At 44.1% G+C, this 25,443-nt stretch carries 39 protein-coding genes; 3 read left to right on the top strand and 36 right to left on the bottom strand.

The annotated features are described in order from the left end of the window. Nucleotides 1-7 precede the first annotated feature (7 nt). From rpsM to DWX33_RS06930, 30 genes are all read right to left on the bottom strand, one after another. Entirely contained in the window at nucleotides 8-388 is a 381-nt protein-coding gene (rpsM, locus tag DWX33_RS07075; RefSeq protein ID WP_005854010.1) for a 30S ribosomal protein S13, read from the bottom strand. 35 nt (nucleotides 389-423) lie between these two features. Then, on the bottom strand, nucleotides 424-540 hold the full coding sequence (ykgO, locus tag DWX33_RS07070; RefSeq protein ID WP_005645768.1) for a type B 50S ribosomal protein L36: 117 nt from the start codon (nucleotides 538-540) through the stop codon (nucleotides 424-426). A 13-nt stretch (nucleotides 541-553) separates the two neighbouring features. Continuing rightward, nucleotides 554-772, bottom strand: a complete 219-nt coding sequence (infA, locus tag DWX33_RS07065) for a translation initiation factor IF-1 (protein WP_005854007.1) — start codon at nucleotides 770-772, stop codon at nucleotides 554-556. A 10-nt stretch (nucleotides 773-782) separates the two neighbouring features. Then, nucleotides 783-1,568 carry a type I methionyl aminopeptidase gene (gene map / locus DWX33_RS07060; protein ID WP_122380109.1) on the bottom strand — a complete coding sequence of 262 codons (786 nt, stop codon included), beginning with the start codon at nucleotides 1,566-1,568 and terminating at the stop codon, nucleotides 783-785. 4 nt (nucleotides 1,569-1,572) lie between these two features. After that, nucleotides 1,573-2,913: a preprotein translocase subunit SecY gene (gene secY / locus DWX33_RS07055; RefSeq protein WP_005854004.1), complete on the bottom strand. Its 1,341-nt coding sequence runs from the start codon at nucleotides 2,911-2,913 to the stop codon at nucleotides 1,573-1,575. A 3-nt stretch (nucleotides 2,914-2,916) separates the two neighbouring features. Beyond that, nucleotides 2,917-3,363, bottom strand: coding sequence for a 50S ribosomal protein L15 (gene rplO / locus DWX33_RS07050; protein WP_005853999.1), 447 nt, complete (start codon nucleotides 3,361-3,363; stop codon nucleotides 2,917-2,919). Between the two features lie 29 nt (nucleotides 3,364-3,392). Next, complete coding sequence (rpmD, locus tag DWX33_RS07045) at nucleotides 3,393-3,569, bottom strand: 50S ribosomal protein L30 (protein WP_005853996.1); 177 nt, start codon at nucleotides 3,567-3,569, stop codon at nucleotides 3,393-3,395. Between the two features lie 17 nt (nucleotides 3,570-3,586). Next, nucleotides 3,587-4,105 carry a 30S ribosomal protein S5 gene (gene rpsE / locus DWX33_RS07040; RefSeq protein ID WP_008773758.1) on the bottom strand — a complete coding sequence of 173 codons (519 nt, stop codon included), beginning with the start codon at nucleotides 4,103-4,105 and terminating at the stop codon, nucleotides 3,587-3,589. Then, the gene (gene rplR / locus DWX33_RS07035; RefSeq protein WP_005853992.1) at nucleotides 4,105-4,449 is read right to left on the bottom strand and encodes a 50S ribosomal protein L18; all 345 of its coding nucleotides are present in this window, start codon (nucleotides 4,447-4,449) and stop codon (nucleotides 4,105-4,107) included. Before rplR ends, rpsE begins: the two co-directional genes overlap by 1 nt. Before the next feature lie 21 nt (nucleotides 4,450-4,470). Further along, a complete protein-coding gene (rplF, locus tag DWX33_RS07030; RefSeq protein ID WP_005853990.1) occupies nucleotides 4,471-5,022 on the bottom strand; it encodes a 50S ribosomal protein L6 in 552 nt (183 codons plus the stop codon). Nucleotides 5,023-5,038: 16 nt separating this feature from the next. Beyond that, a complete protein-coding gene (gene rpsH, locus DWX33_RS07025) occupies nucleotides 5,039-5,434 on the bottom strand; it encodes a 30S ribosomal protein S8 (protein WP_005634758.1) in 396 nt (131 codons plus the stop codon). 58 nt (nucleotides 5,435-5,492) lie between these two features. Continuing rightward, on the bottom strand, nucleotides 5,493-5,762 hold the full coding sequence (gene rpsN, locus DWX33_RS07020) for a 30S ribosomal protein S14 (protein ID WP_005853988.1): 270 nt from the start codon (nucleotides 5,760-5,762) through the stop codon (nucleotides 5,493-5,495). 6 nt (nucleotides 5,763-5,768) lie between these two features. Then, nucleotides 5,769-6,326 (bottom strand): 50S ribosomal protein L5, encoded by a 558-nt coding sequence (gene rplE / locus DWX33_RS07015; RefSeq protein ID WP_005853986.1) that lies wholly within the window; start codon nucleotides 6,324-6,326, stop codon nucleotides 5,769-5,771. After that, a complete protein-coding gene (gene rplX, locus DWX33_RS07010; protein ID WP_005853984.1) occupies nucleotides 6,326-6,646 on the bottom strand; it encodes a 50S ribosomal protein L24 in 321 nt (106 codons plus the stop codon). Before rplX ends, rplE begins: the two co-directional genes overlap by 1 nt. A 19-nt stretch (nucleotides 6,647-6,665) precedes the next feature. Beyond that, nucleotides 6,666-7,031, bottom strand: a complete 366-nt coding sequence (gene rplN / locus DWX33_RS07005; protein ID WP_005853982.1) for a 50S ribosomal protein L14 — start codon at nucleotides 7,029-7,031, stop codon at nucleotides 6,666-6,668. A 1-nt stretch (nucleotide 7,032) separates the two neighbouring features. Next, nucleotides 7,033-7,290, bottom strand: a complete 258-nt coding sequence (gene rpsQ, locus DWX33_RS07000; protein WP_008773759.1) for a 30S ribosomal protein S17 — start codon at nucleotides 7,288-7,290, stop codon at nucleotides 7,033-7,035. A 9-nt stretch (nucleotides 7,291-7,299) separates the two neighbouring features. Continuing rightward, on the bottom strand, nucleotides 7,300-7,497 hold the full coding sequence (rpmC, locus tag DWX33_RS06995) for a 50S ribosomal protein L29 (RefSeq protein WP_005853979.1): 198 nt from the start codon (nucleotides 7,495-7,497) through the stop codon (nucleotides 7,300-7,302). A gap of 5 nt (nucleotides 7,498-7,502) precedes the next feature. Next, a complete protein-coding gene (rplP, locus tag DWX33_RS06990) occupies nucleotides 7,503-7,937 on the bottom strand; it encodes a 50S ribosomal protein L16 (protein WP_005853976.1) in 435 nt (144 codons plus the stop codon). A 20-nt stretch (nucleotides 7,938-7,957) separates the two neighbouring features. Beyond that, entirely contained in the window at nucleotides 7,958-8,692 is a 735-nt protein-coding gene (gene rpsC, locus DWX33_RS06985; protein WP_008773760.1) for a 30S ribosomal protein S3, read from the bottom strand. Nucleotides 8,693-8,699: 7 nt separating this feature from the next. Next, nucleotides 8,700-9,110 (bottom strand): 50S ribosomal protein L22, encoded by a 411-nt coding sequence (gene rplV, locus DWX33_RS06980; protein ID WP_005853972.1) that lies wholly within the window; start codon nucleotides 9,108-9,110, stop codon nucleotides 8,700-8,702. A 52-nt stretch (nucleotides 9,111-9,162) separates the two neighbouring features. Then, a complete protein-coding gene (rpsS, locus tag DWX33_RS06975; protein WP_005634738.1) occupies nucleotides 9,163-9,432 on the bottom strand; it encodes a 30S ribosomal protein S19 in 270 nt (89 codons plus the stop codon). A 20-nt stretch (nucleotides 9,433-9,452) separates the two neighbouring features. Next, nucleotides 9,453-10,277, bottom strand: coding sequence for a 50S ribosomal protein L2 (gene rplB / locus DWX33_RS06970; RefSeq protein WP_005853970.1), 825 nt, complete (start codon nucleotides 10,275-10,277; stop codon nucleotides 9,453-9,455). Nucleotides 10,278-10,285: 8 nt separating this feature from the next. Next, complete coding sequence (gene rplW, locus DWX33_RS06965) at nucleotides 10,286-10,579, bottom strand: 50S ribosomal protein L23 (protein ID WP_005853968.1); 294 nt, start codon at nucleotides 10,577-10,579, stop codon at nucleotides 10,286-10,288. An 11-nt stretch (nucleotides 10,580-10,590) separates the two neighbouring features. Then, nucleotides 10,591-11,220: a 50S ribosomal protein L4 gene (gene rplD, locus DWX33_RS06960; protein ID WP_005853966.1), complete on the bottom strand. Its 630-nt coding sequence runs from the start codon at nucleotides 11,218-11,220 to the stop codon at nucleotides 10,591-10,593. Further along, nucleotides 11,220-11,837 (bottom strand): 50S ribosomal protein L3, encoded by a 618-nt coding sequence (gene rplC / locus DWX33_RS06955; RefSeq protein WP_005853963.1) that lies wholly within the window; start codon nucleotides 11,835-11,837, stop codon nucleotides 11,220-11,222. Before rplC ends, rplD begins: the two co-directional genes overlap by 1 nt. A 19-nt stretch (nucleotides 11,838-11,856) precedes the next feature. Continuing rightward, a complete protein-coding gene (gene rpsJ, locus DWX33_RS06950; protein ID WP_005853961.1) occupies nucleotides 11,857-12,162 on the bottom strand; it encodes a 30S ribosomal protein S10 in 306 nt (101 codons plus the stop codon). 22 nt (nucleotides 12,163-12,184) lie between these two features. Beyond that, entirely contained in the window at nucleotides 12,185-14,311 is a 2,127-nt protein-coding gene (fusA, locus tag DWX33_RS06945) for an elongation factor G (RefSeq protein ID WP_005853959.1), read from the bottom strand. Nucleotides 14,312-14,334: 23 nt separating this feature from the next. After that, on the bottom strand, nucleotides 14,335-14,811 hold the full coding sequence (gene rpsG / locus DWX33_RS06940; RefSeq protein WP_005853957.1) for a 30S ribosomal protein S7: 477 nt from the start codon (nucleotides 14,809-14,811) through the stop codon (nucleotides 14,335-14,337). 153 nt (nucleotides 14,812-14,964) lie between these two features. Beyond that, entirely contained in the window at nucleotides 14,965-15,375 is a 411-nt protein-coding gene (gene rpsL, locus DWX33_RS06935; protein WP_005853956.1) for a 30S ribosomal protein S12, read from the bottom strand. A 326-nt stretch (nucleotides 15,376-15,701) separates the two neighbouring features. Next, complete coding sequence (locus DWX33_RS06930; protein WP_057328144.1) at nucleotides 15,702-16,298, bottom strand: HU family DNA-binding protein; 597 nt, start codon at nucleotides 16,296-16,298, stop codon at nucleotides 15,702-15,704. A gap of 314 nt (nucleotides 16,299-16,612) precedes the next feature. Between DWX33_RS06930 and DWX33_RS22775 the strand changes: the two genes are divergently transcribed. Genes DWX33_RS22775 through DWX33_RS22765 form a run of 3 tightly spaced genes read left to right on the top strand, consistent with a single transcriptional unit; the run spans nucleotide 16,613 to nucleotide 17,715 of the window. Beyond that, on the top strand, nucleotides 16,613-16,858 hold the full coding sequence (locus DWX33_RS22775; RefSeq protein ID WP_233570132.1) for a hypothetical protein: 246 nt from the start codon (nucleotides 16,613-16,615) through the stop codon (nucleotides 16,856-16,858). Between the two features lie 21 nt (nucleotides 16,859-16,879). Continuing rightward, nucleotides 16,880-17,167, top strand: a complete 288-nt coding sequence (locus DWX33_RS22770) for a hypothetical protein (protein ID WP_233564011.1) — start codon at nucleotides 16,880-16,882, stop codon at nucleotides 17,165-17,167. Continuing rightward, nucleotides 17,098-17,715 (top strand): DUF3874 domain-containing protein, encoded by a 618-nt coding sequence (locus DWX33_RS22765; RefSeq protein WP_229105707.1) that lies wholly within the window; start codon nucleotides 17,098-17,100, stop codon nucleotides 17,713-17,715. Before DWX33_RS22770 ends, DWX33_RS22765 begins: the two co-directional genes overlap by 70 nt. Before the next feature lie 51 nt (nucleotides 17,716-17,766). On the opposite strand, the gene mutL is transcribed toward DWX33_RS22765, so the two are convergent. The 6 genes from mutL to DWX33_RS06895 are packed head-to-tail and all read right to left on the bottom strand — an operon-like array spanning nucleotide 17,767 to nucleotide 25,388. Then, the gene (mutL, locus tag DWX33_RS06920) at nucleotides 17,767-19,614 is read right to left on the bottom strand and encodes a DNA mismatch repair endonuclease MutL (protein WP_036653375.1); all 1,848 of its coding nucleotides are present in this window, start codon (nucleotides 19,612-19,614) and stop codon (nucleotides 17,767-17,769) included. Next, nucleotides 19,614-19,916, bottom strand: a complete 303-nt coding sequence (locus DWX33_RS06915; protein ID WP_005853948.1) for a hypothetical protein — start codon at nucleotides 19,914-19,916, stop codon at nucleotides 19,614-19,616. The genes mutL and DWX33_RS06915 overlap by 1 nt, the downstream gene beginning before the upstream one ends. 29 nt (nucleotides 19,917-19,945) lie before the next feature. Further along, nucleotides 19,946-21,547 (bottom strand): OstA-like protein, encoded by a 1,602-nt coding sequence (locus tag DWX33_RS06910; RefSeq protein ID WP_005867109.1) that lies wholly within the window; start codon nucleotides 21,545-21,547, stop codon nucleotides 19,946-19,948. Continuing rightward, nucleotides 21,544-22,908 (bottom strand): peptidylprolyl isomerase, encoded by a 1,365-nt coding sequence (locus DWX33_RS06905; protein ID WP_008778716.1) that lies wholly within the window; start codon nucleotides 22,906-22,908, stop codon nucleotides 21,544-21,546. The genes DWX33_RS06910 and DWX33_RS06905 overlap by 4 nt, the downstream gene beginning before the upstream one ends. A gap of 25 nt (nucleotides 22,909-22,933) precedes the next feature. Then, nucleotides 22,934-23,788, bottom strand: a complete 855-nt coding sequence (locus DWX33_RS06900; RefSeq protein WP_005867108.1) for a hypothetical protein — start codon at nucleotides 23,786-23,788, stop codon at nucleotides 22,934-22,936. A gap of 13 nt (nucleotides 23,789-23,801) precedes the next feature. Beyond that, complete coding sequence (locus DWX33_RS06895; protein WP_057326857.1) at nucleotides 23,802-25,388, bottom strand: peptidylprolyl isomerase; 1,587 nt, start codon at nucleotides 25,386-25,388, stop codon at nucleotides 23,802-23,804. Nucleotides 25,389-25,443 lie beyond the last annotated feature (55 nt).

Below are 25,443 nucleotides of genomic sequence, written 5' to 3'. Positions count from 1 at the left end.
ACTCTTATTATTTAGTAGCTTTTTTCTTATTTGCAACAGTTTTCTTCTTACCCTTACGAGTACGAGCGTTGTTCTTCGTGCTTTGGCCTCTCAAAGGCAAACCAAGGCGATGACGAACTCCTCTGTAGCAACCAATATCCATCAGACGCTTGATGTTCAACTGAACTTCAGAACGAAGGTCACCTTCAACCTTGTACTCAGCGCCAATGACTTCACGAACCTTTGCGGCTTGATCGTCTGTCCAATCCTTAACTTTGATATCACGATCAACCCCAGCCTTATCTAATACGGATTTTGCAGCGCTACGACCAATACCATAGATATAAGTCAAAGCGATTTCTCCTCTTTTATTTTGTGGCAAGTCTACACCAACTATTCTTATAGCCATATTACTTACTTAGATTATTTTGCAAAAATAATAAATTATCCTTGACGTTGTTTATACTTAGGATTTTTCTTGTTAATTACGTATAAGCGACCCTTTCTTCTTACTATCTTGCACTCAGGTGTACGCTTCTTTAAAGATGCTCTTACTTTCATATCGTGTTTAATTTTATTTGTATCTAAAAGCAATTCTACCTTTCGATAGATCATACGGAGACATTTCTACTCTTACCTTATCCCCCGGAAGGATCTTAATGTAATGCATACGCATCTTTCCTGAGATATGAGCGGTAATTTCATGTCCGTTCTCCAATTCTACACGAAACATCGCGTTTGACAATGCTTCTACAATTACTCCATCTTTCTCTATTGCTGATTGTTTAGCCATATAAATCCAATTAAATTGCGTTTTCTCCTAGAACTTCCTCTAAAAACTTAAATGAAGATAAGATATGGGGACCATCCGGACGTATAGCGATACAATGCTCGAAATGAGCAGAAGGCTTTCTGTCCTTTGTGCGAACCGTCCATCCGTCTTTCTCAAATGCAACGTTCTTGCTTCCCATGTTGATCATCGGCTCGATGCAGATACACATTCCGTTACGCAATAACGGTCCGCATCCACGTCTGCCATAATTAGGCACTTCCGGTTCCTCATGCATTTTCCGACCTATACCATGTCCCACCAGCTCTCTTACGACAGAGTAACCTTGAGACTCGCAATAAGTCTGAATCGCATTACTGATATCACCCAAACGGTGACCTTCAACAGCACATTGGATACCTAAATAAAGTGAATCCTTCGTCGCTTTCAACAATTTCTTCACTTCCGGCGCAACCTCACCTACACAGAAAGTGTAAGCGGAGTCACCGACAAAACCATTCAATATCGTCCCACAATCCACAGAGATCACGTCACCCTCTTTCAAGATCATCTTAGAAGAAGGAATACCATGCACCACCTGATCATTCACTGAGGCACATATTGAATTAGGGAAACCACCATATCCCAAAAAAGCCGGAACAGCACCATTATCTCTAATGAACTCTTCCGCAATCTTATCAAGTTGAAGTGTGGAGACTCCGGGGGCAATATGCTTAGCTACCTCGCCAAGTGTCTTACCCACCAGTTGATTAGCCTCACGCATCAACTCAATCTCTTCATCTGTCTTTAAATAGATCATTCTATTAATAAGCGGCAACAGAGCCTGTACGGCCTTTAATTCTTCCTGACTTCAACAAACCGTCATAATGACGCATTAGCAAATGACTTTCAACTTGCTGCAATGTATCCAACACCACACCAACCAAAATCAACAAAGATGTACCACCAAAGAATTGGGAGAACTCCATACTTACACCGGCAATTCTAGCGAAAGCGGGCATGATAGCAACCAACGCAAGGAAAAAAGCACCCGGCAAAGTAATACGGTCCATAATGGTATCCAGATAGTCTTTGGTATTCTTACCCGGTTTCACACCCGGAATAAAACCATTGTTTCTCTTCAAATCATCTGACATCTGGGTCGGATTGATCGTGATAGCCGTATAGAAATACGTAAACAGGATAATCAACACCGCAAACACGAAGTTGTACCAAAATCCCGTATTATCCATGAAAGCAGCCCAAAAACCGCTCTGCTCTCCCGTACTAGAGAAACCTACAATTGAGATAGGAATAAACATGATCGCCTGAGCGAAGATGATAGGCATTACGTTAGCGGCATTCACTTTCAAAGGGATATACTGACGCGCACCACCATATTGTTTATTACCGATAATCCTTTTCGCATATTGCACGGGGACCTTACGAGTACCTTGTACCAATAAGATCGCACCAGCGATAACAAGCAAAAGGAACAACATCTCAAATAAGAACATAACCAGACCACCGGTTTTCTCACTTGTTCTAGAAACGAATTCTTGGAACAAAGAGTGCGGCAGACGGGCTATAATACCAACTAAAATGATAAATGAAATACCATTTCCAACACCTTTATCTGTAATTCTTTCACCTAGCCATAAGATAAACATACTTCCCGCAGCCAAGATGATCGTAGATGAGATCGTGAACCAAATACCACCCGGTAAAGCAGCACCGGCAGCCTTAAGCTGAACGCTTAAATTCACCAAGTAAGTAGGACCTTGGAATAACAAGATCGCTATCGTCAAGTAACGAGTCCACTGATTGATTTTTCTACGGCCACTCTCACCCTCTCTCTGCAATTTTTGGAAAGAAGGAACTGCGATGGCTAACAACTGCATAACAATTGAAGCGGAAATATATGGCATGATTCCCAACGCAAAAATAGATGCGTTAGAAAAGGCTCCACCTGAGAACATATCCAACAGTGCAAGCAATCCGCCTCTTGTCTGCTCCTGTAAAGCGGTCAACGCTTTGGGATCGATACCCGGAAGCACTACATACGTACCAAAACGGTATATAGCCACCAATAAAAGAGTGGTGAGGATCCGATTTCTCAGATCCTCAATCTTCCAGATATTCTTGATTGTTTCAACAGCTCTCATGACTTAGAGTTTAACGACTGTTCCACCTGCGGCTTGGATAGCTGCCTCTGCGCTCTTAGAGAAAGCGTGAGCCTCAACCTCTAACTTAGCGGTCAAGCTACCGTTACCAAGAATTTTAACCACTTGAGAAGAAGAGATGAAACCAGCCTCCATCAATTCATTAATACCAATCTTAGTCAATTGCTTAGCCTCTGCCATTTGTTGCAAAGTATCGATATTAATAGCTTTATATTCTACACGGTTAATATTCTTGAAACCGAATTTAGGCAAACGTCTTTGAATAGGCATCTGACCACCTTCGAAACCAATCTTGTTCTTGTAGCCAGATCTAGACTTGGCACCTTTATGACCTCTTGTTGAAGTTCCGCCTAATCCTGAACCCGGACCACGTCCGATTCTTTTTCTGGTCTTGGTAGATCCTTCAGCCGGTTTTAAATTTGATAAATTCATATCGTATAATTTATTTTTTCAACCAATTATTACTTTTCTACAGAAACCAAATGTTTCACTTTCTCAACCATACCTAAGATCGCCGGATTAGCTTCATGCTCTACAATCTGGTTCATCTTTCTCAGCCCTAGTGCGTCAAGCGTTCTCTTTTGGTCTTTCGGGCATTTAATTCTACTTTTAACTTGCTTTACTTTAATAGTTGCCATAAACTTATCCTCCCTAATTAACCTCTAAATACTTTTTCAACAGCAACACCTCTGTTCTGAGCAACATCGAACGGGCTTCTCAACTCACCTAGCGCAGCGATAGTAGCTTTCACCAAGTTATGAGGGTTGGAAGAACCTTTAGATTTTGCCAAAACGTCTGTAATACCTACGCTCTCCAATACGGCACGCATAGCACCACCAGCCTTAACACCGGTACCGTGAGATGCCGGTCTAATCAGCACTTGAGCACCACCGAATTTAGCTAATTGTTCGTGAGGGATCGTACCTTTGTGTACCGGAACCTTGATCAAGTTCTTCTTAGCTGCTTCTACACCTTTAGCGATAGCTGTCGTTACCTCACCGGCTTTACCTAATCCCCAGCCAACGATACCATCCTCGTTTCCTACTACAACGATAGCAGCAAAACTGAATGTACGTCCACCTTTTGTAACCTTAGTTACACGGTTGATTGCAACCAGTCTGTCCTTCAACTCTAAGTCGTTGGTCGATTTAACTCTATTATTTGCCATCTTCATTAAAATTTAAGGCCGCCGTTACGTGCAGCATCTGCTAATTCTTTAATTCTCCCGTGATACAGGTAACCATTACGGTCGAAAACCACTGTCTGAACGCCAGCTTCCTGAGCGCCTTTAGCGATTAATTCACCAACCTTAGCAGCGATCTCCTTTTTCGGAGCCTTAACATCTAATTTCAAAGATGAAGCAGCGGCTAAAGTCTTGCCTGTAGTATCATCTATCACCTGTGCGTAGATTTGCTTGTTGCTTCTAAACACAGTCAGGCGCGGACGCTCAGTAGTTCCTGAGATTTTGCCGCGTACGCCTGCTTTTATTTTTAATCTTCTTTCTAGCTTCGTTGTCATGATAATTTCAGTTTACGTAGATTACTTACCTGCTGACTTACCAGACTTTCTGCGAATCTCTTCACCCACGAACTTAATACCCTTACCTTTATACGGTTCAGGCATTCTGAATGAACGGATCTTCGCACAAATCTGACCTAATAATTGTTTGTCAGCCGATTCAAGGATAATAAGAGGGTTCTTATTTCTCTCAGACTTCGTCTCAACTTTCACTTCCTTCGGCAACTGCAAATAGATATTGTGAGTATAACCTAAAGAAAGATCCAATAACTGACCTGTATTTGAAACACGGTAACCAACACCTACTAACTCAAGCTCCTTCTTATATCCCTCTGAGCAGCCAACAACCATGTTGTTGATCAAAGAGCGATACAAACCGTGTAACGCACGATGATTCTTATCATCAGTAGGTCTTGTTAAATGGATAACTCCGTCTTCCAAAGTAACGTTAATATCAGGATTCACTTCCTGTACAAGTTCACCTTTAGGGCCTTTAACTGTTACTACATTATCCTTAATTGTAACTGTAACACCAGCCGGTACATGAATTGGTAATTTTCCTATTCTTGACATTCTTCTTCCCTCCTAATTAATAAACGTAACATAATACCTCGCCACCGATCTTCAGATCGCGGGCCTCTTTGTCAGTCATCACACCTTTAGAAGTAGAAAGAACAGCAATACCTAAACCATTCAATACTCTCGGCATTTCTTTGTAACCAGTGTACTTACGCAAACCGGGCGTAGAAACTCTCTCAAGTTTCTTAATCGCATTAACTTTGTTTACTAGGTCATACTTCAAGGCGATCTTGATCGTACCTTGAGGACCATCCTCTACAAACTTAAAATTAAGAATGTAGCCCTTGTCGAAAAGGATCTTAGTGATCTCTTTCTTTAAATTTGACGCCGGCACCTCAACAACTCTGTGCTTCGCTTTGATTGCGTTACGCAATCTTGTCAAATAATCTGCAATAGGATCTGTCATATAAATAATTAATTAAATTGATCCGGCCACCCGGACAATATTTAAACTAAAAAAACTCTTACCAACTTGCTTTCTTTACACCCGGGATTAAACCATTAGATGCCATTTCACGCAATTGGATACGAGAAATACCGAACTGGCGTACATACCCTTTCGGACGTCCTGTAATCTTGCAACGATTGTGCAAACGTACAGGAGAAGCATTTTTAGGTAAAGCCTGCAAAGCCTCATAGTTACCTTCTGCCTTAAGCTGAGCTCTTTTAGCGGCATACTTAGCAACAAGCTTTGCTCTTTTAACCTCACGGGCCTTCATTGATTCCTTAGCCATAACTACTTAGTCTTTTTTTCCGTTTTTAAAAGGCAATCCAAATTCTCTCAAAAGAGCATAACCTTCTTCGTCTGTTTTCGCAGAGGTCACAAAGGTAATATTCATTCCCAATATTTTGGTAATATTATCGATATTTATTTCAGGAAAAATGATTTGTTCCTGAATACCGAGTGTATAATTGCCTCTTCCGTCTAACTTACTCTCAATTCCCTTGAAGTCGCGGATACGAGGAAGAGCGACACGAACAAGTCTCTCCAAGAACTCGTACATCTGCTCACGACGTAATGTCACCATCACACCGATCGGCATCTTCTTACGTAACTTAAAGTTAGAGATATCCTTTTTAGATACGGTAGCGACAGCTTTTTGACCGGTGATCGTAGACAACTCGCTGATAGCGATATCGATGATCTTCTTGTCAGCCGTAGCCATACCTAATCCCTGATTAATCACGATTTTCTTCAAAACAGGTACCTGCATCACGGATTTGTAACCGAACTCCTTCGTTAAGGCAGGAACAATTCTGTCTTGGTATTCTTTCTTAAGACTGGCAGTATTGCTCATTACTTAATTTCCTCCCCTGATTTTTTAGAATAACGCACTAAAGCACCCTTCTCATTCAACTTACGGCCGATACGTGTAGCTTTACCAGATTTCGGGTCAACCACGTTAAGGTTAGAAAGATGAATAGGAGCTTCCTTCTTTTCGATTCCTCCTTGAGGATTCTTCGCATTAGGCTTGGTATGCTTTGATACCACATTAATACCTTCGACAATCGCACGATTATCTTTTACAAGTACCTGTAAAACACGACCTGTCTTACCTTTGTCCTCGCCGGCATTAACAAATACTATATCGCCTTTTTTGATATGTAATTTACTCATTACTTTAAATTTTACGAGATTAAAGCACTTCAGGTGCAAGTGATACAATTTTCATGTTTGTTGCACGAAGCTCTCTGGCAACCGGACCGAAGATACGGCTACCACGGATATCGCCACCGGCATTCAATAATACGCAAGCGTTATCATCGAAACGGATATAAGAACCATCCGGACGGCGGATCTCTTTCTTAGTACGAACGATGATAGCCTTAGAAACAGCACCCTTCTTAACGTCGCTAGCTGGGATTACGCTTTTGATTGCTACTACGATCACATCACCTACAGTGGCATAACGCTTTCTCGTACCGCCCAAAACACGGATACACAAAGCTTCCTTAGCTCCACTGTTATCTGCTACTACTAGTCTTGATTCTTGTTGTATCATCTTACTTAGCCCTTTCGATTATTTGAACTAATCTCCATCTTTTAGTCTTGCTCAAAGGACGAGTCTCCATAATCTTTACGGTATCGCCAATGTTGCATTCGTTATTTTCGTCGTGAGCATGATATTTCTTCGTCTTACTAACGAACTTTCCATAAATGGGGTGTTTTTCCTTCCATTTAATGGCAACCGTGATGCTTTTATCCATCTTGTTGCTCGTTACCACGCCCGTTCTTTCTTTTCTTAAATTTCTAGTTTCCATCAGGCTCAATTATTTGTTGTTAAGTTCTCTCTGGCGCAATTCTGTTTTCATGCGCGCAATCAATCTGCGTTGCTGTTTAATCTGAGAAGGATTATCCATAGGCGAGATGCTATGGTTAATCTTCTTCTGATCATAGGCCGCAACCTCTGCATCTACTCTCTCTAGCAACTCTTTCGTGCTTAGTTCTCTAATTTCTGCAATCTTCATAACAATTACGCATTTTGATTTTGCATGTCATAATCACGTCTCACAACAAACTTGGTTGTAACCGGAAGTTTTTGTGCGGCAAGGCGCAACGCTTCCTTAGCGATATCAAAGGGAACACCTTCGATCTCGAAAATCAGACGACCCGGAGTAACAGGCGCAACAAATCCCTCGGGATTACCTTTACCTTTACCCATACGAACCTCTGCAGGCTTCTTCGTGATTGGCTTATCCGGGAAGATACGAACCCAAACCTGACCCTGACGTTGCATATAACGTGTAACGGCGATACGGGCAGCCTCGATCTGACGACCGGTAATCCATTTATTCTCTAATGACTTTATTCCAAAAGAACCGAAGGCCAGCTGGTTGCCACGTTGAGCTTCGCCCTTCATGCGACCTTTCTGCTGTCTTCTGAACTTGGTTTTCTTTGGTTGTAACATCTCTACTTAAATTCTAACGTTTAACGATTAGCTCTTTTTCTCTTGAAGTTCTTGTCTCTGTTGCCACCGGCATTGTCGTTTCTACGGCCTGTCTCCTTGGTAGCAGTGAAAGAAGGAGCAAGATCGCGCTTGCCATAAACCTCACCACGGCAGATCCAAACCTTAACACCCAGCAAACCAACTTTTGTCAAGGCCTCAGCCAAAGCATAGTCAATATCTGCTCTAAGAGTGTGCAACGGAGTTCTTCCTTCCTTATACATTTCCGAACGAGCCATTTCAGCGCCATTCAAACGACCAGAGATTTGAATCTTTATACCCTCGGCGCCCATTCTCATGGTAGAGGCGATAGCCATCTTTACCGCGCGACGATATGCGATTTTACCTTCAAGCTGACGTGCGATGTTGTTTGCTACGATAACAGCGTCCAATTCAGGTCTCTTCACCTCGAAGATGTTGATCTGCACTTCTTTATCAGTGATCTTCTTCAACTCTTCCTTCAACTTATCAACTTCCTGACCACCTTTACCGATGATGATACCCGGACGCGACGTACAAACAGTGATCGTGATCAACTTAAGCGTACGTTCAATAACGATACGAGATACACTAGCTTTTGCAAGACGGGCATTCAAATATTTACGGATTTTGCTATCTTCCAGCAAAGTATCCCCGTAATTCTTACCGCCATACCAATTGGAATCCCAACCACGGATAATTCCTAAACGATTACTAATCGGATTAACCTTTTGTCCCATCTACAAATTAATTTTGACTATCGTTTTTACTAAGTGTATCAACAAACAGAGTTACGTGGTTCGAGCGTTTACGAATTCTGTAACCTCTTCCTTGAGGAGCCGGACGCATTCTCTTCAACGTAGTAGCGCAATCAACGCTGATTGAAGATACGCATAACTCTCCTGCTTCTGCTTTACGTTCATTTTTCTGTTCCCAGTTTGCGATTGCTGAACGAAGCAATTTTTCTACTCTTGCTGCAGCTTCCTTGTTAGAAAACTTCAAAACACCAAGCGCACGGAATACTTCCATACCGCGAATCATGTCTGCTACCAAACGCATCTTACGAGGAGAGGTAGGAACATTGTTCAACTTCGCGAAATACATGGTCTTTTGGGCTTCTTTTCTTGCTTCAGCTGATATTCTTTTTCTAGCACCCATTTTATTCGATTCTTTTTATTTTCAGATTCCTGAATTCCTGTTACTACCGATATTATTTCTTCTTGTTACCGGCGTGACCGCGGAAAGTACGTGTCGGTGAGAACTCTCCCAACTTGTGACCTACCATATTCTCGGTTACGAAAACAGGAATAAATTTATTTCCATTATGAACTGCAATAGTATGGCCTACGAAATCAGGCGAAATCATTGAAGCTCTTGCCCATGTCTTAACTACGGCTTTCTTTCCTGACTCATTCATTGCCAGAACTTTCTTCTCAAGCTTTACATTAATATACGGGCCTTTTTTTAGCGAACGACTCATAGTTTACTTAATTAATCAGATTATTTCTTTCTTCTTTCAATAATATACTTTGAAGAATGCTTCTTAGGAGCTCTAGTCTTCAAGCCCTTAGCATATAAGCCATTACGGGATCTAGGATGACCTCCGGAAGAACGACCTTCACCACCACCCATTGGGTGATCAACCGGGTTCATAACAACACCACGGTTACGAGGACGACGACCTAACCATCTAGAGCGACCGGCCTTACCTGATTTTTCAAGAGCATGGTCTGAGTTGCCAACTGCGCCAATTGTAGCCTTACAAGCCGCAAGAATCTTTCTAGTTTCACCAGAAGGCATCTTAATAATCGCATAAGCGCCTTCCTTTGAAGTCAGCTGAGCGAATGCACCTGCGGAACGTACCATTTTGGCACCCTGTCCAGGACGAAGCTCAATATTGTGAATAATAGTACCAACGGGAATATTTGCCATAGGCAAAGTATTACCTACCTCAGGAGCGGCGTCGCTACCTGAAACCACTGTTTGGCCAACTTCCAATCCGTTCGGAGCGATGATATAGCTCTTTGCTCCGTCAGCGTAATACAACAAAGCGATACGAGATGAACGGTTAGGATCATACTCGATAGACTTTACTGTCGCAGGAATGCCATCTTTGTTTCTCTTGAAATCGATAATTCTGTACTTTTGTTTGTGACCGCCACCGATATAACGCATTGTCATCTTACCAGTGTTGTTACGTCCACCTGTACTCTTCTTACCTACTACAAGAGACTTCTCTGGTGTACTTGCAGTGATTTTATCAAATGCACCAATAACTTTGTGTCTCTGCCCCGGTGTCGTGGGCTTTAATTTACGTATTCCCATTTCTCTTTTTAGATATTACTAAAGAAATCAATTGTTTCTCCTTCTTTCAACGTTACGATCGCTTTCTTGAAAGCAGCTTGCTTGCCGTTGATGATACCTGATTTTGTATAACGGCTTTTACGCTTTCCAGAGTAGTTGATGGTGTTAACATCAACTACTGTAACACTGTACATGTCCTCTACAGCTTTCTTTATCTCCAATTTGTTGGCATCAGGAGAAACACGAAAACCATAGCGATTCGGAAATTTCTCTGTGATCGCTGTTTGTTTCTCAGTTACTATAGGCTTAATAATAATTCCCATTATTCTACTCCTTATGCTTTAAAATTTTGTTCAACAACAGCGACTGAACTTTCCGTTAAAACCAAATTAACAGCGTTTAACACAGCGTATGTATTTAGTTCAGAAGCAGTTATTACACTTGCCTTCTCTAAATTTCGAGCAGACAAATATACTAAATTATTCTTCTCCGGTAAAACCATAAGTAACTTTTTATCAGCCACTTTCAAGTTTTTAGCAATTGTTATAAATTCTTTAGTCTTAGGAGCTTCCATTGTGAAATCCTCTACGACAACAATCGCATTGTTCTTTGCCTTGTAGCTCAATGCTGACTTACGAGCCAAAGATTTTACTTTCTTGTTCAGCTTGAACTCATAATCACGAGGCTTCGGACCGAATACACGGCCACCACCAACCAACACCGGAGAGTTGATATCACCACGACGTGCGCCACCACCACCTTTCTGACGGATCAGCTTACGTGTACTACCAGATACTTCGCTTCTCTCTTTAGACTTATGCGTTCCCTGACGTTGATTTGCCAAATACTGCTTTACGTCCAAGTAAATAGCATGATCGTTGGGTTCAATGCCGAAGATCGCATCGTTCAAAGTTACCTTTCTTCCGGTATCTTCACCTTTAATATTAAATACGCTCAGTTCCATTACTTTTCAATTAATAAGATTGAACCTTTTGCTCCTGGAACAGATCCCTTTACCAATAAAAGGTTGTGTTCCGGCATTACCTTGATCACTTGAAGATTCTGAACGGTTACACGTTCGTTACCCATCTGGCCGCCCATTCGCATGCCCTTAAATACCTTTGCGGGGTAAGAACAAGCACCGATAGAACCCGGCTTACGAGCACGGTTATGCTGACCGTGAGTAGTCTGACCTACACCACCAAAACCATGACGTTTTACTACACCTTGGAAACCTTTACCCTTTGATGTACCCACTACATCCACGAAACCTGCGTCTTCCAAGAAGTCTACAGTGATCACGTCACCCAACTTGTACTCAGTTTCGAAATTCTTGAACTCGGCCAAGTGTCTTTGAGGTGCTACACCGGCTTTCTTGAAGTGACCCATCTCAGGCTGTGTCGTGTGCTTCTCTTTCTTCTCTTGGAAACCCAACTGTACAGCTTCATAGCCATCTTTCTCCAAAGTCTTGATCTGTGTAACCACACAAGGACCCACTTCGATAACAGTGCATGGAAGATTTTTTCCCTCGGCACTGAAAACGGATGTCATTCCGATTTTTTTTCCTAATAATCCTGGCATTTCACTAATTGTTAAAAACTTACACTTTAATTTCTACTTCTACACCGCTAGGTAATTCTAGCTTCATCAAAGCGTCAACTGTCTTCGCAGTTGAGCTATAGATATCGATTAATCTCTTATAAGAAGAGAGTTCGAACTGCTCACGAGATTTCTTGTTAACGAAAGTAGAGCGGTTCACTGTAAAGATACGTTTGTGCGTAGGAAGAGGTATAGGACCGCTAACGATAGCACCTGTAGCCTTTACCGTCTTTACGATCTTCTCGGCAGACTTGTCTACCAGAGAATAATCGTAAGACTTCAATTTAATTCTGATCTTTTGGCTCATATTTATTATATGTTTCTAAATATTATTTGATCAAATCAACGCGACCTTGCACCTCTGTCAATACTTGCTTAGCGATAGAAGAGGATACTTGAGCGTAGTGTGAGAACTGCATTGAAGATGTAGCGCGACCTGAAGTAATCGTACGCAAAGCTGTCACATAACCGAATGTCTCAGCCAATGGAACCTTAGCCTTCACGATACGAGCTCCCGTACGGCTAGTCTCCATACCCTCAACTTGTCCACGACGCTTGTTCAAGTCACCGATAACGTCACCCATGCTCTCTTCTGGAGTAACAACCTCCATCTGCATGATCGGCTCCATCAATACAGGACCTGCCTTGGCGGAAGCGTTCTTGAACGCTTGGATAGCGGCGATCTCGAATGACAACTGGTCTGAGTCTACCGGGTGGAAAGAACCATCGATCAAAGTCACTTTCAACTTGTCAAGCGGATAACCTGCCAACACACCGTTCTTCATAGCCTTCTCGAAACCTTTCTGTACGGACGGGATGAATTCCTTAGGAATGTTACCACCCTTCACCTCATCGATGAATTGCAAAGTACCCTCGAAGCTCTCGTCTGCCGGCTCCATACGAACGATGATATCTGCGAACTTACCACGACCTCCAGATTGCTTTTTGTAAACCTCGCGAAGCTCAACCGGCTGCGTGATAGCCTCCTTATAAGTAACCTGCGGACGGCCTTGGTTACATTCAACCTTGAACTCACGACGCAAACGGTCGATGATGATATCCAAGTGAAGCTCACCCATACCGCTAATAACGGTCTGACCTGTCTCCTCGTTTGTCTGTACGCGGAAAGTAGGATCCTCCTCGGCCAACTTAGCCAAGCCCATACCCAACTTATCCATGTCTTTCTGAGTCTTAGGCTCTACTGCGATACCGATAACCGGTTCCGGGAATTCCATAGACTCCAATGTGATCGGATGGTTTTCGTCGCAAAGTGTATCACCTGTACGGATATCCTTGAAACCAACACCTGCGCCGATATCACCACAACCAATCACCTCCATCGGGTTCTGCTTGTTAGAGTGCATCTGGAACAAACGTGAGATACGCTCTTTCTTTCCGGAACGAGTGTTCAACACATAAGAACCAGCGTTGATAGAACCTGCGTATACACGGAAGAAGCACAAACGACCTACATACGGGTCGGTAGCGATCTTAAATGCCAACGCCGTCAATGGCTCCTCGAACAAAGGTTTACGAGTGATTATTTTATCAGGATCTGAAGGATCCGTACCCTCGATAGCCGGCGTATCTTCAGGAGAAGGCAAAAACGCGCAAACTGCGTCCAATAGAGTCTGTACACCTTTATTCTTGAAAGAAGAACCACAAGTCATCGGGTTGATCTGCATAGCCAACGTACCCTTGCGGATAGCAACCATGATCTCCTCTTCCGTGATCGTAGAAGGATCATCGAAGTATTTCTCCATGATAGCGTCGTCGCACTCAGCCAAAGCCTCAAGCATCTTGTCGCGCCATTCCTCAGCCTCAGCTTGCAAGTCTGCCGGGATCTCCTCTACGCTATACTCGGCACCCATAGTCTCGTCGTGCCAGAAGATAGCCTTCATCTTGATCAAGTCGACAACACCCTTGAAAGTCTCCTCAGCTCCGATAGGGATCTGGATCGGACAAGGATTAGCTCCTAATACGTCCTTCAATTGGCGTACTACCTCATAGTAGTTAGCACCCGAGCGGTCCATCTTATTAACGTAACCGATACGAGGTACATTATATTTATCAGCCTGACGCCATACAGTCTCAGACTGGGGCTCAACACCACCTACGGCACAGAATGTAGCAACAGCACCATCCAATACACGAAGAGAACGTTCAACCTCAACCGTGAAGTCAACGTGTCCCGGAGTGTCAATCAAGTTGATTTTATAACGGTTGCCCAAATAGTTCCAGAATGTAGTCGTAGCAGCGGAAGTAATCGTGATACCACGCTCCTGCTCCTGCGCCATCCAGTCCATTGTAGCAGTACCATCATGAGTCTCACCGATCTTGTGTGTCAAACCTGTGTAAAACAAGATACGTTCAGAAGTCGTTGTCTTACCAGCGTCAATGTGAGCCATGATACCGATGTTCCTAGTGAACATCAATTGCTTATCGTTGTTTGCCATATTCTTTTTATTGCCTTAAAAAATTAAAATCTGAAGTGAGCGAACGCACGGTTAGCCTCAGCCATACGGTGCATATCTTCTTTTCTTTTGAATGCGCCACCTTGGTTATTGAAAGCATCTACAATCTCTGCAGACAACTTGTCAGCCATAGTCTTACCTCCACGTTTACGTGCGAAGATAATAAGGTTCTTCATAGAAATTGACTCTTTACGATCCGGGCGGATTTCAGTAGGGACTTGGAATGTAGCACCACCTACACGGCGTGACTTAACTTCGACTTGAGGAGTAATGTTATCAAGCGCAGCTTTCCAAATTTCGAGAGCGGACTTTTCCTCGTTAGGCAATTTGCCCTTAACGGTTTCCAAAGCGGAATAGAAAATTTCGAAGGCAGTATTTTTCTTGCCATCATACATCAAATGGTTAACGAATCTCGTAACCTTTACATCACCGAAAACAGGATCCGGAAGGATCTGTCTTTTCTTTGGTTTTGCTTTTCTCATTTTGTTTTCAAAAATTTGTTCTTGTCGTTGGTTGCCTTTAATTTGTCTTCAACGGTTCCGCTGAACCATTTACTCAACCTTATAGCCTATCCAAATAACTCAAACCTGTTTTAATACTTAAATTTAAATCTCAGTTTGAAGGCATGTAATTAATTACTTCTTCTTACCTTTTGCGGCAGCTGCTGCTTGACCCGGTTTCGGACGCTTAGCTCCATATTTGGAACGTCTTTGCGTACGGCCGTTAACACCCGCTGTATCCAACGTACCACGTACGATGTGATAACGCACACCCGGAAGGTCCTTTACACGACCACCACGTACCAATACGATAGAGTGCTCTTGCAAGTTGTGTCCTTCTCCCGGGATATAGGAGTTAACTTCCTTACCATTTGTCAAACGTACTCTCGCTACTTTACGCATTGCAGAGTTAGGTTTCTTCGGAGTCGTAGTGTAAACACGTACGCAAACGCCACGTCTTTGAGGACAAGCGTCCAATGCGGGTGATTTACCCTTCTCCACCAAAGTTTCCCTTCCTTTTCTAACTAATTGCTGAATTGTAGGCATTTCTTTCTTTTTTTAAACTTTGAATGTGTTATTATTATTATTTATCTAATCTTTTCCTATTTCGAGCCGCAAAGTTACGCATTATTTTCGGACAATCAATAAGTTGTGCCTGTTTTTTTCGTATACTCCGCACTAAAAACGGTGCAAAGGTACATATTTGTTCCCGTTTGGCAAGGTAGGCTCTTGTTGTATTTATTGATATTTAACATTTACTATCTCTATTTACCGATAAGTTTCATGCGTCACGGGCTTCACACAAACTCAATCCCCTTAAATCAAACGAGTTCCTGTGATGCCTGTGAAAGTAATGGGAACGGATCGACGATTTACCTAGCCGGCACGTAAAGCGACTGGTGGCGGGTGCCGATATCACGCAATTTACCCGCCTCGACGAATTGATGCAGACGGCGGCTGGCCGTACTACTCGTCAGTCCGCAAAGCCGCTGGAAAGCAACACGGGTCATATATTCATGCTCGGCAAAATAGCTTGCGAGCAATTGGTCGATGCGCTCAGGCTCCAATTGGCGGGAATGGGATTTGTACTTGGCTCGTTCCAGCGTCATCGTCTTCAAGCTATCTTTCAGCTCTACCTCAGGACGGAAAGCCACGGACTTGAAACGGATGGACTCCGCACGTATCTCGTGCGTGGATTGTACGGCCGGGCATTGCAACGTGACTTGCAAATACCCCAACCCATCGATATGTACACGTTTTCCTTCACGCAAATATTCCGCTGTCACCTCGCTTAAAGAGATAAGCACGGCGGCTACGTCTGCCGGCGTGACGGTACATCGACCATGGATACGTTTGGCCAGATCATCCGTATCGATCGTGCCGGATGATACGATACGTGCGTGAAAACGAGGACGCTTCATGCTATCCTTCGATACCGGAGTCTTGTAAAAGTCATATTTTGCTGCCATATATCTAGTATGAGATTAAAAGGTTATTCATAAGAACATCGTATGCTATTAGTCATTTCACAAGGGTGATATGATCTTTTCACCTATGTGAAACGATCGTTTCATGATTGTGATACGTTCTTTTCACATAGGTGAAAAGATTATAAGCACTTAACAAAGGTACTACATCCATACCACTTAAACAATAGTTTTCCCTAGTATTTCGCACAGATTACTTTTATTTCAAATGACAATATAAACATTTGGAAAACCGCAAGTTAACAGCTTATATTCGCAAAATGAAACAGTAAAAACAACCTCTAAAACATAGCGTCATGAAAACTGTATTGGATTTTTTAGGCCAATTATGGCTTCGCTTCTTAAAACCGGACGGGTCGATCACCGTACCACACCCAAACGAAAGTAAAGCGAAACGATCGAGCGACAGCAACTCTATCCTTCAAAAGAGTCTGGAGACTTTCCTCCAAGAACGGATCGAATTCCGCTTCAACTTGTTGAGCGAGGAGACTGAATATCGATACAAACAATTGGAAACGGATCGCTTCTATCCGGTGACGTAACGTGATCTAAATAGCATTTGCATGGAGGCAAGACGGACGGGGATCGATTGCTGGGATCGGGACGTGAATCGTTTCGTATATTCAAAAGAAGTAAAAGAGTATCATCCTTTCCGGCAATATATGGAGCGGTTACCCGAATGGGACGGGAAAGACCGAGTAAGCGATCTGGCACGACGGGTCTCCTCAGAACCGTTGTGGGTGGAGGGGTTTCATCGCTGGATGCTCGCCTTGGCCTCGCAATGGATGGGTTCGGACTCATCAACCTCGATGAGTTCGACCGGTTGCCCGACCGTAAAATGGCTTTGCTGAAAAATTGGATGCAGATGGCCGGGATGAACGTACGCAAGGCACACGCCAAGCATTTCCATCCCCTACCCCGCCTAGCCTCATTTATTGGCACTACGAACCAGAAGAACCTATTAAGCGACCCCACGGGAAGCCGCCGTTTCCTATGCGTGGAGGTGCAAAGCAAGATTAATTGCGAAGGTATCGAGCATGATCAAATCTACGCCCAGCTGAAAAACGAGTTACAAAAAGGAGAGCGCCATTGGTTCACCTCCGCAGAGGAGGAGGCGATCATGCGATCGAATGAGGCTTTCTATAAACGTCCGATCGAGGAAGATGTGTTCCACGCCTGCTTCCGGGCCGCATGTCCGGGAGACCTAAATGTACATCCACTATCAGCTGCCTCCATTTTCCAGATATTAAAGGAAAAGAACCCAGCAGCCATGCGCAGTAGCACGGCAAGCAATTTCGGAAAGGTACTGACCGCCCTCCATATAGAGCGTAAACACACCCGCTATGGCAATCTTTATCAAGTAGTGCCGCTCACCCTTCACACGTTTCACAGGATTTAGCTGTAGCACAAGCAAATGCGGCCAATGAAACGTATGTCATCGAAATCATCCCTAGCACTTAAATCTTCTCTCCAGCTCCTCATCTGTCAGCATGGAGATAATCGTCTTTCCATCCGGGGTCAGGTTCGAGTCCGGACAAGAGAATAGGGAGGCGATCAGATGATCCATCTCTTCCGAGGATAAGGATTTGCCGGGACGGATAGCGGCGGCTTTCGCTAAAGACAAGGCGATGGCTTCGCAGATCTTCTCATGCACCTCGCATCCGGTCTCGATCGCCCGGTCCACGATATCCTTTACCAAATTTACCGGATCAAGGTTTTCTATGCCGGCGGGCAGGCCATTGATCGCGTAATTGTCATTTCCCAGATTACTCAGATCAAAGCCGACGAAGCGCAAATCCTCCAATAAGGAAGGCAGTACAGCCGCCTCGGCAGCGGTAAACTCTACGATCTCCGGGAATAAGACTTGTTGGGATACACCTTGTTGCTGACGGATATTCGACAGGTATTGGTCAAACAAGATACGCACATGCGCACGATGCTGGTCAATAATCGCCAGACCCGATTTCAAGGATGTCACGATATATCGCCCTTTATATTGATAGCAAGGATTGCTTACCTCCGCAAACAGGTTTTCCGGGTTCGAAGCCTCGGCCGGCAATTCCTCGATCGGGGCATCCTCGAAACTCTCGGACTCCAGTTGGGCAGCCACTCGATCGTTCTCAAACCCTTGATATAATTTAGACCAATCGAATTCCGGTTTTTTATAGGAAGTAGTGTCAAACGGATTATAACTGGAATCCACTTGCACTTTCGGGGCCTTATAAGTACTAGGCTCACTTTTCTTAACCGGGTTGTAAACAGGAATATCGATCGCATCCTCCACATCGAAATCAATCGTAGGGATAGCGCTCGATTTAGCCAACGCCTCCCGGGTAGCGGCCATCAAGATCTGCCAGATCGGTTGCTCGTTCTCAAACTTAATCTCCGTCTTTGTCGGATGGATATTGACATCGATCGAGGAGGGATCCAACGTGAAATAAACAAAATAATTCGGCATATCCCCGGCAGGAATCAATTGCTCATAGGCCTGCATGATCGCCTTATGGAAATAAGGATGCTTCATATAACGACCATTCACAAAAAAGAACTGCAATGCCCCTCGCTTCTTCGCCGAGTCCGGACGCCCCACGAAACCGGAAATAGTCACCATGGAACTTTGGGCATCCAGAGAGAGCAACTTCTGGTTTAAACTCTTACCATATATATTAATGATGCGCTGACGTAACCCCGACTCGGGCAGATTGAATATCTCCGCGTCATTATGATAAAGAGACATACCCACCTGCGGATTCACCAAGGCGATTCGCTCGAACTCATTGATGATATTCCGGAATTCCGTCTCATTCGACTTCAAGAATTTCCGGCGGGCGGGAACATTAAAGAAAAGATTCTTTACCGAGAAGATACTTCCCTCGTTACAAGCCTCCGGCTCGATACTCTCCAAATTGGAACCCGCGATGGATAGGCAAGTGCCAAGCTCGGTCCCTCTAGCCCGGGTACGCAACTCTATATGGGCGACAGCGGCGATAGAGGCCAATGCCTCACCTCGGAAACCCATCGTATGCAAAGAGAATAAATCCTCGGCCGTAGAAATCTTAGAAGTAGCGTGCCGCTCAAAAGCCATGCGAGCATCCGTCTCGGACATACCTTTCCCGTCATCGATCACCTGTATCAATGTCTTACCCGCATCCTTAATGTTCACTTGGATATTGGAAGCGCCAGCGTCCACCGCATTCTCGACCAACTCTTTAACGACAGAGGCCGGACGTTGAATCACCTCTCCCGCCGCGATTTGATTGGCGATATGGTCCGGAAGTAAATGAATGATATCGCTCATTACCAGAACAAATACCAAAAGAAAGCAGCCAAGACCGCCAAGGCCACTGCCAGTTTCACATTCTTATACCTACGAGCCCGGGAATCCTCGCCTCGCCCCACGCTTTTCTTCAGATGCGAGGTACCTTCAATGAAAGTTCCCTTGATATGCGGCTTATATTCCTCCAACGGCTCCTCTACACCCATTTCACGTTTGACCTTGCTTATACGTTCCTCCAAGGCTTCCTTATGGGGGTCCCAATAAATAGGCTTATGATCAAATTGACGCGGCTTGCGCATGTTATAAAACGAGAAAAGTGCCATAGCTTTACCTATTAATTATGAATACGACGCTAATGTACGAATTTATTGCTTCTTTTCGGAGCATCTTGAGCTTTTCTTTTCACGACCTGATAAATATCATCCTTATCTTTCGGACGGATATAATCAAACCAATAAAAGTCTTTCAAGTATTTCTGGTCGGGCTTCAAATCAGGAATAGGGGTCATCGTACCTGTTGGAGTCGGCCAGATCTTCAGTTTATCCAACTTATTGTCTTTTAGCCAGATCGTAAGGAAACCGCTCTTGGTCTCGTTCATGCCGACCATCGAACCGTCCTTCTCCAATGGGAAGAAAATCGATTCGGCGTTACCCGACACATCGATCTGATTCACGACCTGTCCCTCGAAATAAGCCTTCAAGTCATTTCCCTTTAATTGATTGAACGCGGTAGAATCGATTTGCTGTATCGCGAAAGCGAATTGCTTCACGTGAGCGAAATCAATCGAGCTATCATTCATAAATATCAAGATCGTATCCCCATAGATCTGATACTGTTCATTCCAAACGATAGGGTCCGTATACATATATAATATAGAGTCTCTTGTATTAAACTGCATCGAATCGCAAACACCTTGCATATCCGTCCGATAGAAACGGACGCCATAATAAGCTTTTACTTCCCGGTAAAGGGAGTCCACCGTAGTCATCTTCAAGGTATCACCATGCAGAAACAATGTATCCCCTTGGCTGAATTCCAAGAAACGGGCGCTATCCGTAGCGAAAGCATACTCGGTCTTCTCATTGTAAAAGCCATATTGGCCTTCCAGCATGACATGCTGCGCCGTGTCTTGCAGACTCATATTACCGAACGCTTCCCCAAAACCCAGTTCCCGGTTGTAGGCGATAGAGTCGCCCGTCAAGATACGGTCGCCGGAAACCACCTGAGAACGATCCAATAGCAAAGAGGTATTATTCACGGTATCGTACCAACCTCTGGAAGAATAGATCGTGCCGCTATCCGACACGATAATGGATGGTCCGAGTATCGTGGCGATCTTCGAGTCCGTATTATAATGCAAGGTATCGGAATACAACGTGAATTGCTCATTCTCCAGACGAACGCTATCATTGAAGATAGCCAATTTCGTACTAGGCGAATATTGCCCGTAAAAAGAAGAGAGCTGATTCAAGGAATCGACAATCAGACCTCCGTCGAAATAATATCCGATATCCGGGATTCGCTCATAGTTCAAGCTATCCGTAAACAAGGTAACCTGCCCATTCTCCATGCGGACATTCTCCCGCAAATAAGCGATCTGGGTATTTCCATCGTAAAACAGGTAATTTCCATACACGAACAAGGTATCCCCTTGTTCCATCCGGACATTACTAAACGCTTCCAAGGAATTGGTCTGCTCAAAGAAATATGCGCTATCGCAATACATATACGAACTATCATGGCGAAAACAAACATCACCATTCAGTACTTGAGCCTCGGCGTTCCTCTCCTTATCGAACGAAAGCGTATTCGCATGCTCCAAAAAGACCTTCGTCTTCTTGGGAGCGACACTATCTTTGGCGGCTACCACCGTGCTATCTTGCGTTTGCGCAAATACGCCAACCGATAAAGCACACGATAAGAGCGCTAGAAATAACCTGTTAATTAGTCTCATTCCTTAATCCAACCCGGATATTTGAAATCACAATTCCTCCAACCGTCACTAATACGCACGTAGGTTGATTTTTGTTTCTTCGTGATCCAGTCGTTCAATAATTCCTCACGTTTCTTAGCCTCTACGATCGCTTTCAAAGCTTGGAAGTCATCGGCCAAATTCGCCTTATGTCCTTCCGTCCGAGCTTTCAGCTTAACAATAGCTACTACCTCTTTCTGCTTGTTCGTCAACATGGTAAAAGGCTTGGAGATCTCTCCGACTTTCATGCCATATACCACCTTACCGATTTCCTGCGGAAGTTCTTGCATCTCGAACTTAGGGGTTCCCATATTGCTGCTCTCGTAATCTTGGTTTACCATCAAACCTTTATTATTACGTGTATCCTTGTCGTAAGAGACGAATGTGGCGGCTTCCTCGAACGTAAATTTATTCGCTTGCAAATCATTGTACAATGAATCCAGACGAGTGGTAGCATCCGCCAACTCCTTATCGGAAACCTTCGGTTTCAATAAGATATGGCGGCAGTTGATACGGTCTCCACGCTTCTCGATCAATTGGATGATATGGTAACCATACTCCGTCTGTACGATCTGGGAGACACGTTTCGGGTCTTTCAGGTTGAATGCGACGTTCGCGAACTCCGGCAACAGCTGTGTCTTGCTCATGAAACCCAGCTCACCACCTCGAGACGCCGAACCCGGATCTTCCGAGTACAAACGAGCCAACGTAGAGAATTCCATCTTGCCGGAATTAACCTGCTCCGTGAAATCACGTAAGCGGGCCTTGATAGCGTCTGTTTCCTCAAACGGAATCTTCGGTTCCAAGGTAACGATTTGCACCTCTACTGTCGTAGGGATGTTCGGCAGGCTATCCTGAGACAACTGGCTGAAATATTTACGCACCTCAGAAGGTGTCAGCTTGATCTCGCCGATCAATTGATGCTGCATCTGTTGCACTACCTGCTGCTCCCGCACCATCTCCTTACGCTCATCCTTGATCTGGGAAAATTTCTTACCGAAATATTCCTCCAATTTCTCGCGAGACCCGATTTGGTTCACAGCCATGTTCATCCATTGATCCACGCTCTGGATCACTTGGTTCTCGTTCACGGTAATACTATCAATCTTAGCTTGATTCAGATATAGTTTCTGTATCGCCATCTGCTCCGGGATCACGCAATACGGGTCGCCATCCAAACGGACCCCCTCGTTTTGATTATACAAACGCTGCGTCTCAATATCCGAACGTAAAATAGCGTCATCTCCTACCACCCACACAATTTCATCGATCACATTGTCTTGCGCCATTACAATGCAAGAACAACAGGCAAGAAAGAATACACTTAAAATCTTTTTCATCATGTCTACCCATTTATAAAATTAGAGATCACGGCTCGGAATGGAATTCCACGTCACCGCTCCGGATCGCATCGTTATATAACTCGTCTTCAAATTTTTTCAAGAATTCAACTTTTCGTTGGTTGACCAGCATTTCCGTGACGTGCGGACTGGCATAATCATATGGCTCCACACTGCCGGAAGGTAAATATTCCTTGATATTCAACAGATAACAATAACTGCTATCCGCCACCTCAACATACTTATTCGCCTTCAGAAACGCATTCGGATTCGACACATGGATCGGTATATTATCCATTACCTCATCGAAATCAACCCATTTGTCGTAAAAGTACTCATAAATCGTGGCATTTTGCACACTATATTTCTCAATTTTTTCTAAAGAGGCCACATCTGTGGATTTGTACCACTTTTTGACGTCGGTAAGTCCCGGGGCATCAACCGGGATTTTCAAGAATAATCCCTTGATCAAGCCTTTATCCAAGATAAACTTTTTCTGGTTTTCCTCGTAATAGTTTAATTTATCACTTTCCCGGATATCAGTTTTCAGCTTCTCCTCCACCAATCGTTCCTGATAACGGTAACGAACCAAGGAACGCCTGTACTCCTCTACCAATTTATCGACCTCCTCTTTCTCATCCCCCAAGTTACGCAAAGCCACATCGTACACCAATACATCCTTTACCCATTTCTTGGTAAAGCTCTCGGCCAGCAACAGACTATCAGCGGAGGAAATCCCCCGGGGTATTAGCTTATTCACCTCCGAACGATTTAGGGTACGTCCTTTCACGCTAACCAAGACATCCGTAGTATCAGCTGGCTGAGAACCTTTACAGGCACCCAACAACACAACGAACGCTAGGAACATGAAGACTATCCTCATATCTATCTTTATTTTATTTCTTTAGTTTCTTCAATAATTTCCAGTTGACAGTCACCGGATATTTTTTATTCAAATCCGCAATCCACTTCGCTTCCAACACCTTCTGCTGGGCGGAGGGTTTGCTCCAGATCTCCCGGTTGCTGACCTCAAACAACAGAATCCCATCCCGGTACTCCTGCATCAAATGAGGGATCTCCGGATGTTTTGTCTCCAGATTCTTACGCTCGGCGGTCGTTACGATATCGCGGATAAACAAATCATAGACCTCTTGCATAAAATCACCCGCATACGTTTTTGTCGAGAACGGGCAACGTTGGATATAATAAGCGAACTCCGCTTGCGGGAAATCCTTTCCATCCAATTGCATAAGCGTCTTGTTCATATCCTTCGCTTTCTCATAAAACGCCTCGTCCGTGGGGAAACAATCATTACATAACGCTTGCAGCTCCGCATAGGCTTCCGGATAGAAAACGTATCCGTATTCTTTTTTCATACGATCGTCGAAAGCTTTATATAACTCGAAGTTACGTTCACCCTGCCCCATACGTCTCGACAAGGCTTTTTCCTCTTCCTCAAACGAAGGGCGTCCCTTCTTATCGATCAACTTAATGATATGGTAACCAAAACGAGTTTCCACCACCCCGGATAAATCACCCGGCTTGCTCAACGCAAAAGCGGCTTGCTCAAAAGGCTGGACCATCTCGCCGATCCCGAACCAAGGTAATACCCCCCCTTTTTTAGCGGAAGCCGCATCCCCCGAATACTCTTTCGCCAACTCACCGAAATCCGCACCCTCTTGTACTTGCTTATAGACAGCTTGCGCTTTTGCCAGAAAAGCCGATGAGTCCTGAATAGCGGAATCTTTCGGGAATGCGATCAAGATATGAGCGACACGTACCCGTCCCGGATTAGGTTTGCGGCTATGGACTTTTATTAAATGAAATCCTAATTTCGTGCGAACAGGTTCAGACACCACGCCAATCGGCAAAGAATAGGCGGCATCCTCGAACACTTTCAGGGATTGCATCGGGAGCAAGCAACGTACATATTCGCAAGCGACATGCTCCTTGTCCTTCTCGGCCAAAGCTTTTCCGACTGTTTCCATATCTTCTCCTTTCTGGAGACGTTCGTATACTCGCATGGCTTCTTGATATACAGCTACCGTATCTTTGGAGACCGTCTTCTCCGGCAAACGGAATAAGATGTGGGTCAACTCTACCGAGTGATCCCCCCGGTCATATACCGCACGGGCAGCCGCTTTCTCACCCTCCTTATCCGACATATAGCTATCGATCAACTGAGCCCGGTATCCATCCAGCTCACTTTTGAATGAGGATGTCTGGTCGATCCCTAAAGATTCCGCCTCCGCTACTTTTAGCTTAAAATTTTTAAATAGCTCGACATAGTTTTTGACGGACTTTGTATTCGATAAATCCACCTCTCCATTCTTCTCTGCGATAAAAATAAATTCAGATAAAGGCACTTGTTTTCCAGCGACCATCATAACGACCGAATCGGATGCGGTTTGAGCGTTAACTGTCACACAAGCGAATACCCCTAATGAAATAAGTAACTTTTTCATCAAAAATTCTTTTACCATAGCACGAATATACATTACAAAAATAACACTAATCTAACGGAGAGCCGACAAGAAA

This window comes from Parabacteroides sp. AF19-14 (genome assembly GCF_003635485.1).
Taxonomy (GTDB): domain Bacteria; phylum Bacteroidota; class Bacteroidia; order Bacteroidales; family Tannerellaceae; genus Parabacteroides; species Parabacteroides distasonis.
Note: the sequence above shows the minus strand (reverse complement) of the source record. Positions and strands in the feature narration are given on the sequence as shown.

Bases quoted from the DNA above. Each gene is read 5' to 3' on its own strand.
- rplW (WP_005853968.1), bottom strand. From the start codon at position 10,579: ATGGGAATTATTATTAAGCCTATAGTAACTGAGAAACAAACAGCGATC.
- rpsH (WP_005634758.1), bottom strand. From the start codon at position 5,434: ATGACAGATCCTATTGCAGATTATTTGACAAGATTGCGTAACGCAATC.
- DWX33_RS22770 (WP_233564011.1), top strand. From the start codon at position 16,880: ATGGAGGCAAGACGGACGGGGATCGATTGCTGGGATCGGGACGTGAAT.
- rplV (WP_005853972.1), bottom strand. From the start codon at position 9,110: ATGGGTGCTAGAAAAAGAATATCAGCTGAAGCAAGAAAAGAAGCCCAA.
- rplO (WP_005853999.1), bottom strand. From the start codon at position 3,363: ATGAATTTATCAAATTTAAAACCGGCTGAAGGATCTACCAAGACCAGA.
- rplP (WP_005853976.1), bottom strand. From the start codon at position 7,937: ATGTTACAACCAAAGAAAACCAAGTTCAGAAGACAGCAGAAAGGTCGC.
- fusA (WP_005853959.1), bottom strand. From the start codon at position 14,311: ATGGCAAACAACGATAAGCAATTGATGTTCACTAGGAACATCGGTATC.
- DWX33_RS06910 (WP_005867109.1), bottom strand. From the start codon at position 21,547: ATGAGACTAATTAACAGGTTATTTCTAGCGCTCTTATCGTGTGCTTTA.
- rplE (WP_005853986.1), bottom strand. From the start codon at position 6,326: ATGAGCAATACTGCCAGTCTTAAGAAAGAATACCAAGACAGAATTGTT.
- rplF (WP_005853990.1), bottom strand. From the start codon at position 5,022: ATGTCAAGAATAGGAAAATTACCAATTCATGTACCGGCTGGTGTTACA.
- rpsL (WP_005853956.1), bottom strand. From the start codon at position 15,375: ATGCCTACAATTCAGCAATTAGTTAGAAAAGGAAGGGAAACTTTGGTG.
- secY (WP_005854004.1), bottom strand. From the start codon at position 2,913: ATGAGAGCTGTTGAAACAATCAAGAATATCTGGAAGATTGAGGATCTG.
- rpsC (WP_008773760.1), bottom strand. From the start codon at position 8,692: ATGGGACAAAAGGTTAATCCGATTAGTAATCGTTTAGGAATTATCCGT.
- rplN (WP_005853982.1), bottom strand. From the start codon at position 7,031: ATGATACAACAAGAATCAAGACTAGTAGTAGCAGATAACAGTGGAGCT.
- rplX (WP_005853984.1), bottom strand. From the start codon at position 6,646: ATGAGTAAATTACATATCAAAAAAGGCGATATAGTATTTGTTAATGCC.
- DWX33_RS22765 (WP_229105707.1), top strand. From the start codon at position 17,098: ATGGATGGGTTCGGACTCATCAACCTCGATGAGTTCGACCGGTTGCCC.
- rpsM (WP_005854010.1), bottom strand. From the start codon at position 388: ATGGCTATAAGAATAGTTGGTGTAGACTTGCCACAAAATAAAAGAGGA.
- DWX33_RS06900 (WP_005867108.1), bottom strand. From the start codon at position 23,788: ATGAGGATAGTCTTCATGTTCCTAGCGTTCGTTGTGTTGTTGGGTGCC.
- map (WP_122380109.1), bottom strand. From the start codon at position 1,568: ATGATCTATTTAAAGACAGATGAAGAGATTGAGTTGATGCGTGAGGCT.
- rpsE (WP_008773758.1), bottom strand. From the start codon at position 4,105: ATGAAGATGGCAAATAATAGAGTTAAATCGACCAACGACTTAGAGTTG.
- rpsJ (WP_005853961.1), bottom strand. From the start codon at position 12,162: ATGAGCCAAAAGATCAGAATTAAATTGAAGTCTTACGATTATTCTCTG.
- DWX33_RS06930 (WP_057328144.1), bottom strand. From the start codon at position 16,298: ATGGCAGCAAAATATGACTTTTACAAGACTCCGGTATCGAAGGATAGC.
- DWX33_RS06905 (WP_008778716.1), bottom strand. From the start codon at position 22,908: ATGATGAAAAAGATTTTAAGTGTATTCTTTCTTGCCTGTTGTTCTTGC.
- rpmC (WP_005853979.1), bottom strand. From the start codon at position 7,497: ATGAAGATTGCAGAAATTAGAGAACTAAGCACGAAAGAGTTGCTAGAG.
- rpmD (WP_005853996.1), bottom strand. From the start codon at position 3,569: ATGGCAACTATTAAAGTAAAGCAAGTTAAAAGTAGAATTAAATGCCCG.
- rpsN (WP_005853988.1), bottom strand. From the start codon at position 5,762: ATGGCTAAGGAATCAATGAAGGCCCGTGAGGTTAAAAGAGCAAAGCTT.
- rpsQ (WP_008773759.1), bottom strand. From the start codon at position 7,290: ATGGAAACTAGAAATTTAAGAAAAGAAAGAACGGGCGTGGTAACGAGC.
- rpsS (WP_005634738.1), bottom strand. From the start codon at position 9,432: ATGAGTCGTTCGCTAAAAAAAGGCCCGTATATTAATGTAAAGCTTGAG.
- rplC (WP_005853963.1), bottom strand. From the start codon at position 11,837: ATGCCAGGATTATTAGGAAAAAAAATCGGAATGACATCCGTTTTCAGT.
- rpsG (WP_005853957.1), bottom strand. From the start codon at position 14,811: ATGAGAAAAGCAAAACCAAAGAAAAGACAGATCCTTCCGGATCCTGTT.
- rplB (WP_005853970.1), bottom strand. From the start codon at position 10,277: ATGGGAATACGTAAATTAAAGCCCACGACACCGGGGCAGAGACACAAA.
- rplR (WP_005853992.1), bottom strand. From the start codon at position 4,449: ATGACAACGAAGCTAGAAAGAAGATTAAAAATAAAAGCAGGCGTACGC.
- DWX33_RS06895 (WP_057326857.1), bottom strand. From the start codon at position 25,388: ATGGTAAAAGAATTTTTGATGAAAAAGTTACTTATTTCATTAGGGGTA.
- ykgO (WP_005645768.1), bottom strand. From the start codon at position 540: ATGAAAGTAAGAGCATCTTTAAAGAAGCGTACACCTGAGTGCAAGATA.
- infA (WP_005854007.1), bottom strand. From the start codon at position 772: ATGGCTAAACAATCAGCAATAGAGAAAGATGGAGTAATTGTAGAAGCA.
- DWX33_RS06915 (WP_005853948.1), bottom strand. From the start codon at position 19,916: ATGGCACTTTTCTCGTTTTATAACATGCGCAAGCCGCGTCAATTTGAT.
- mutL (WP_036653375.1), bottom strand. From the start codon at position 19,614: ATGAGCGATATCATTCATTTACTTCCGGACCATATCGCCAATCAAATC.
- rplD (WP_005853966.1), bottom strand. From the start codon at position 11,220: ATGGAACTGAGCGTATTTAATATTAAAGGTGAAGATACCGGAAGAAAG.
- DWX33_RS22775 (WP_233570132.1), top strand. From the start codon at position 16,613: ATGAAAACTGTATTGGATTTTTTAGGCCAATTATGGCTTCGCTTCTTA.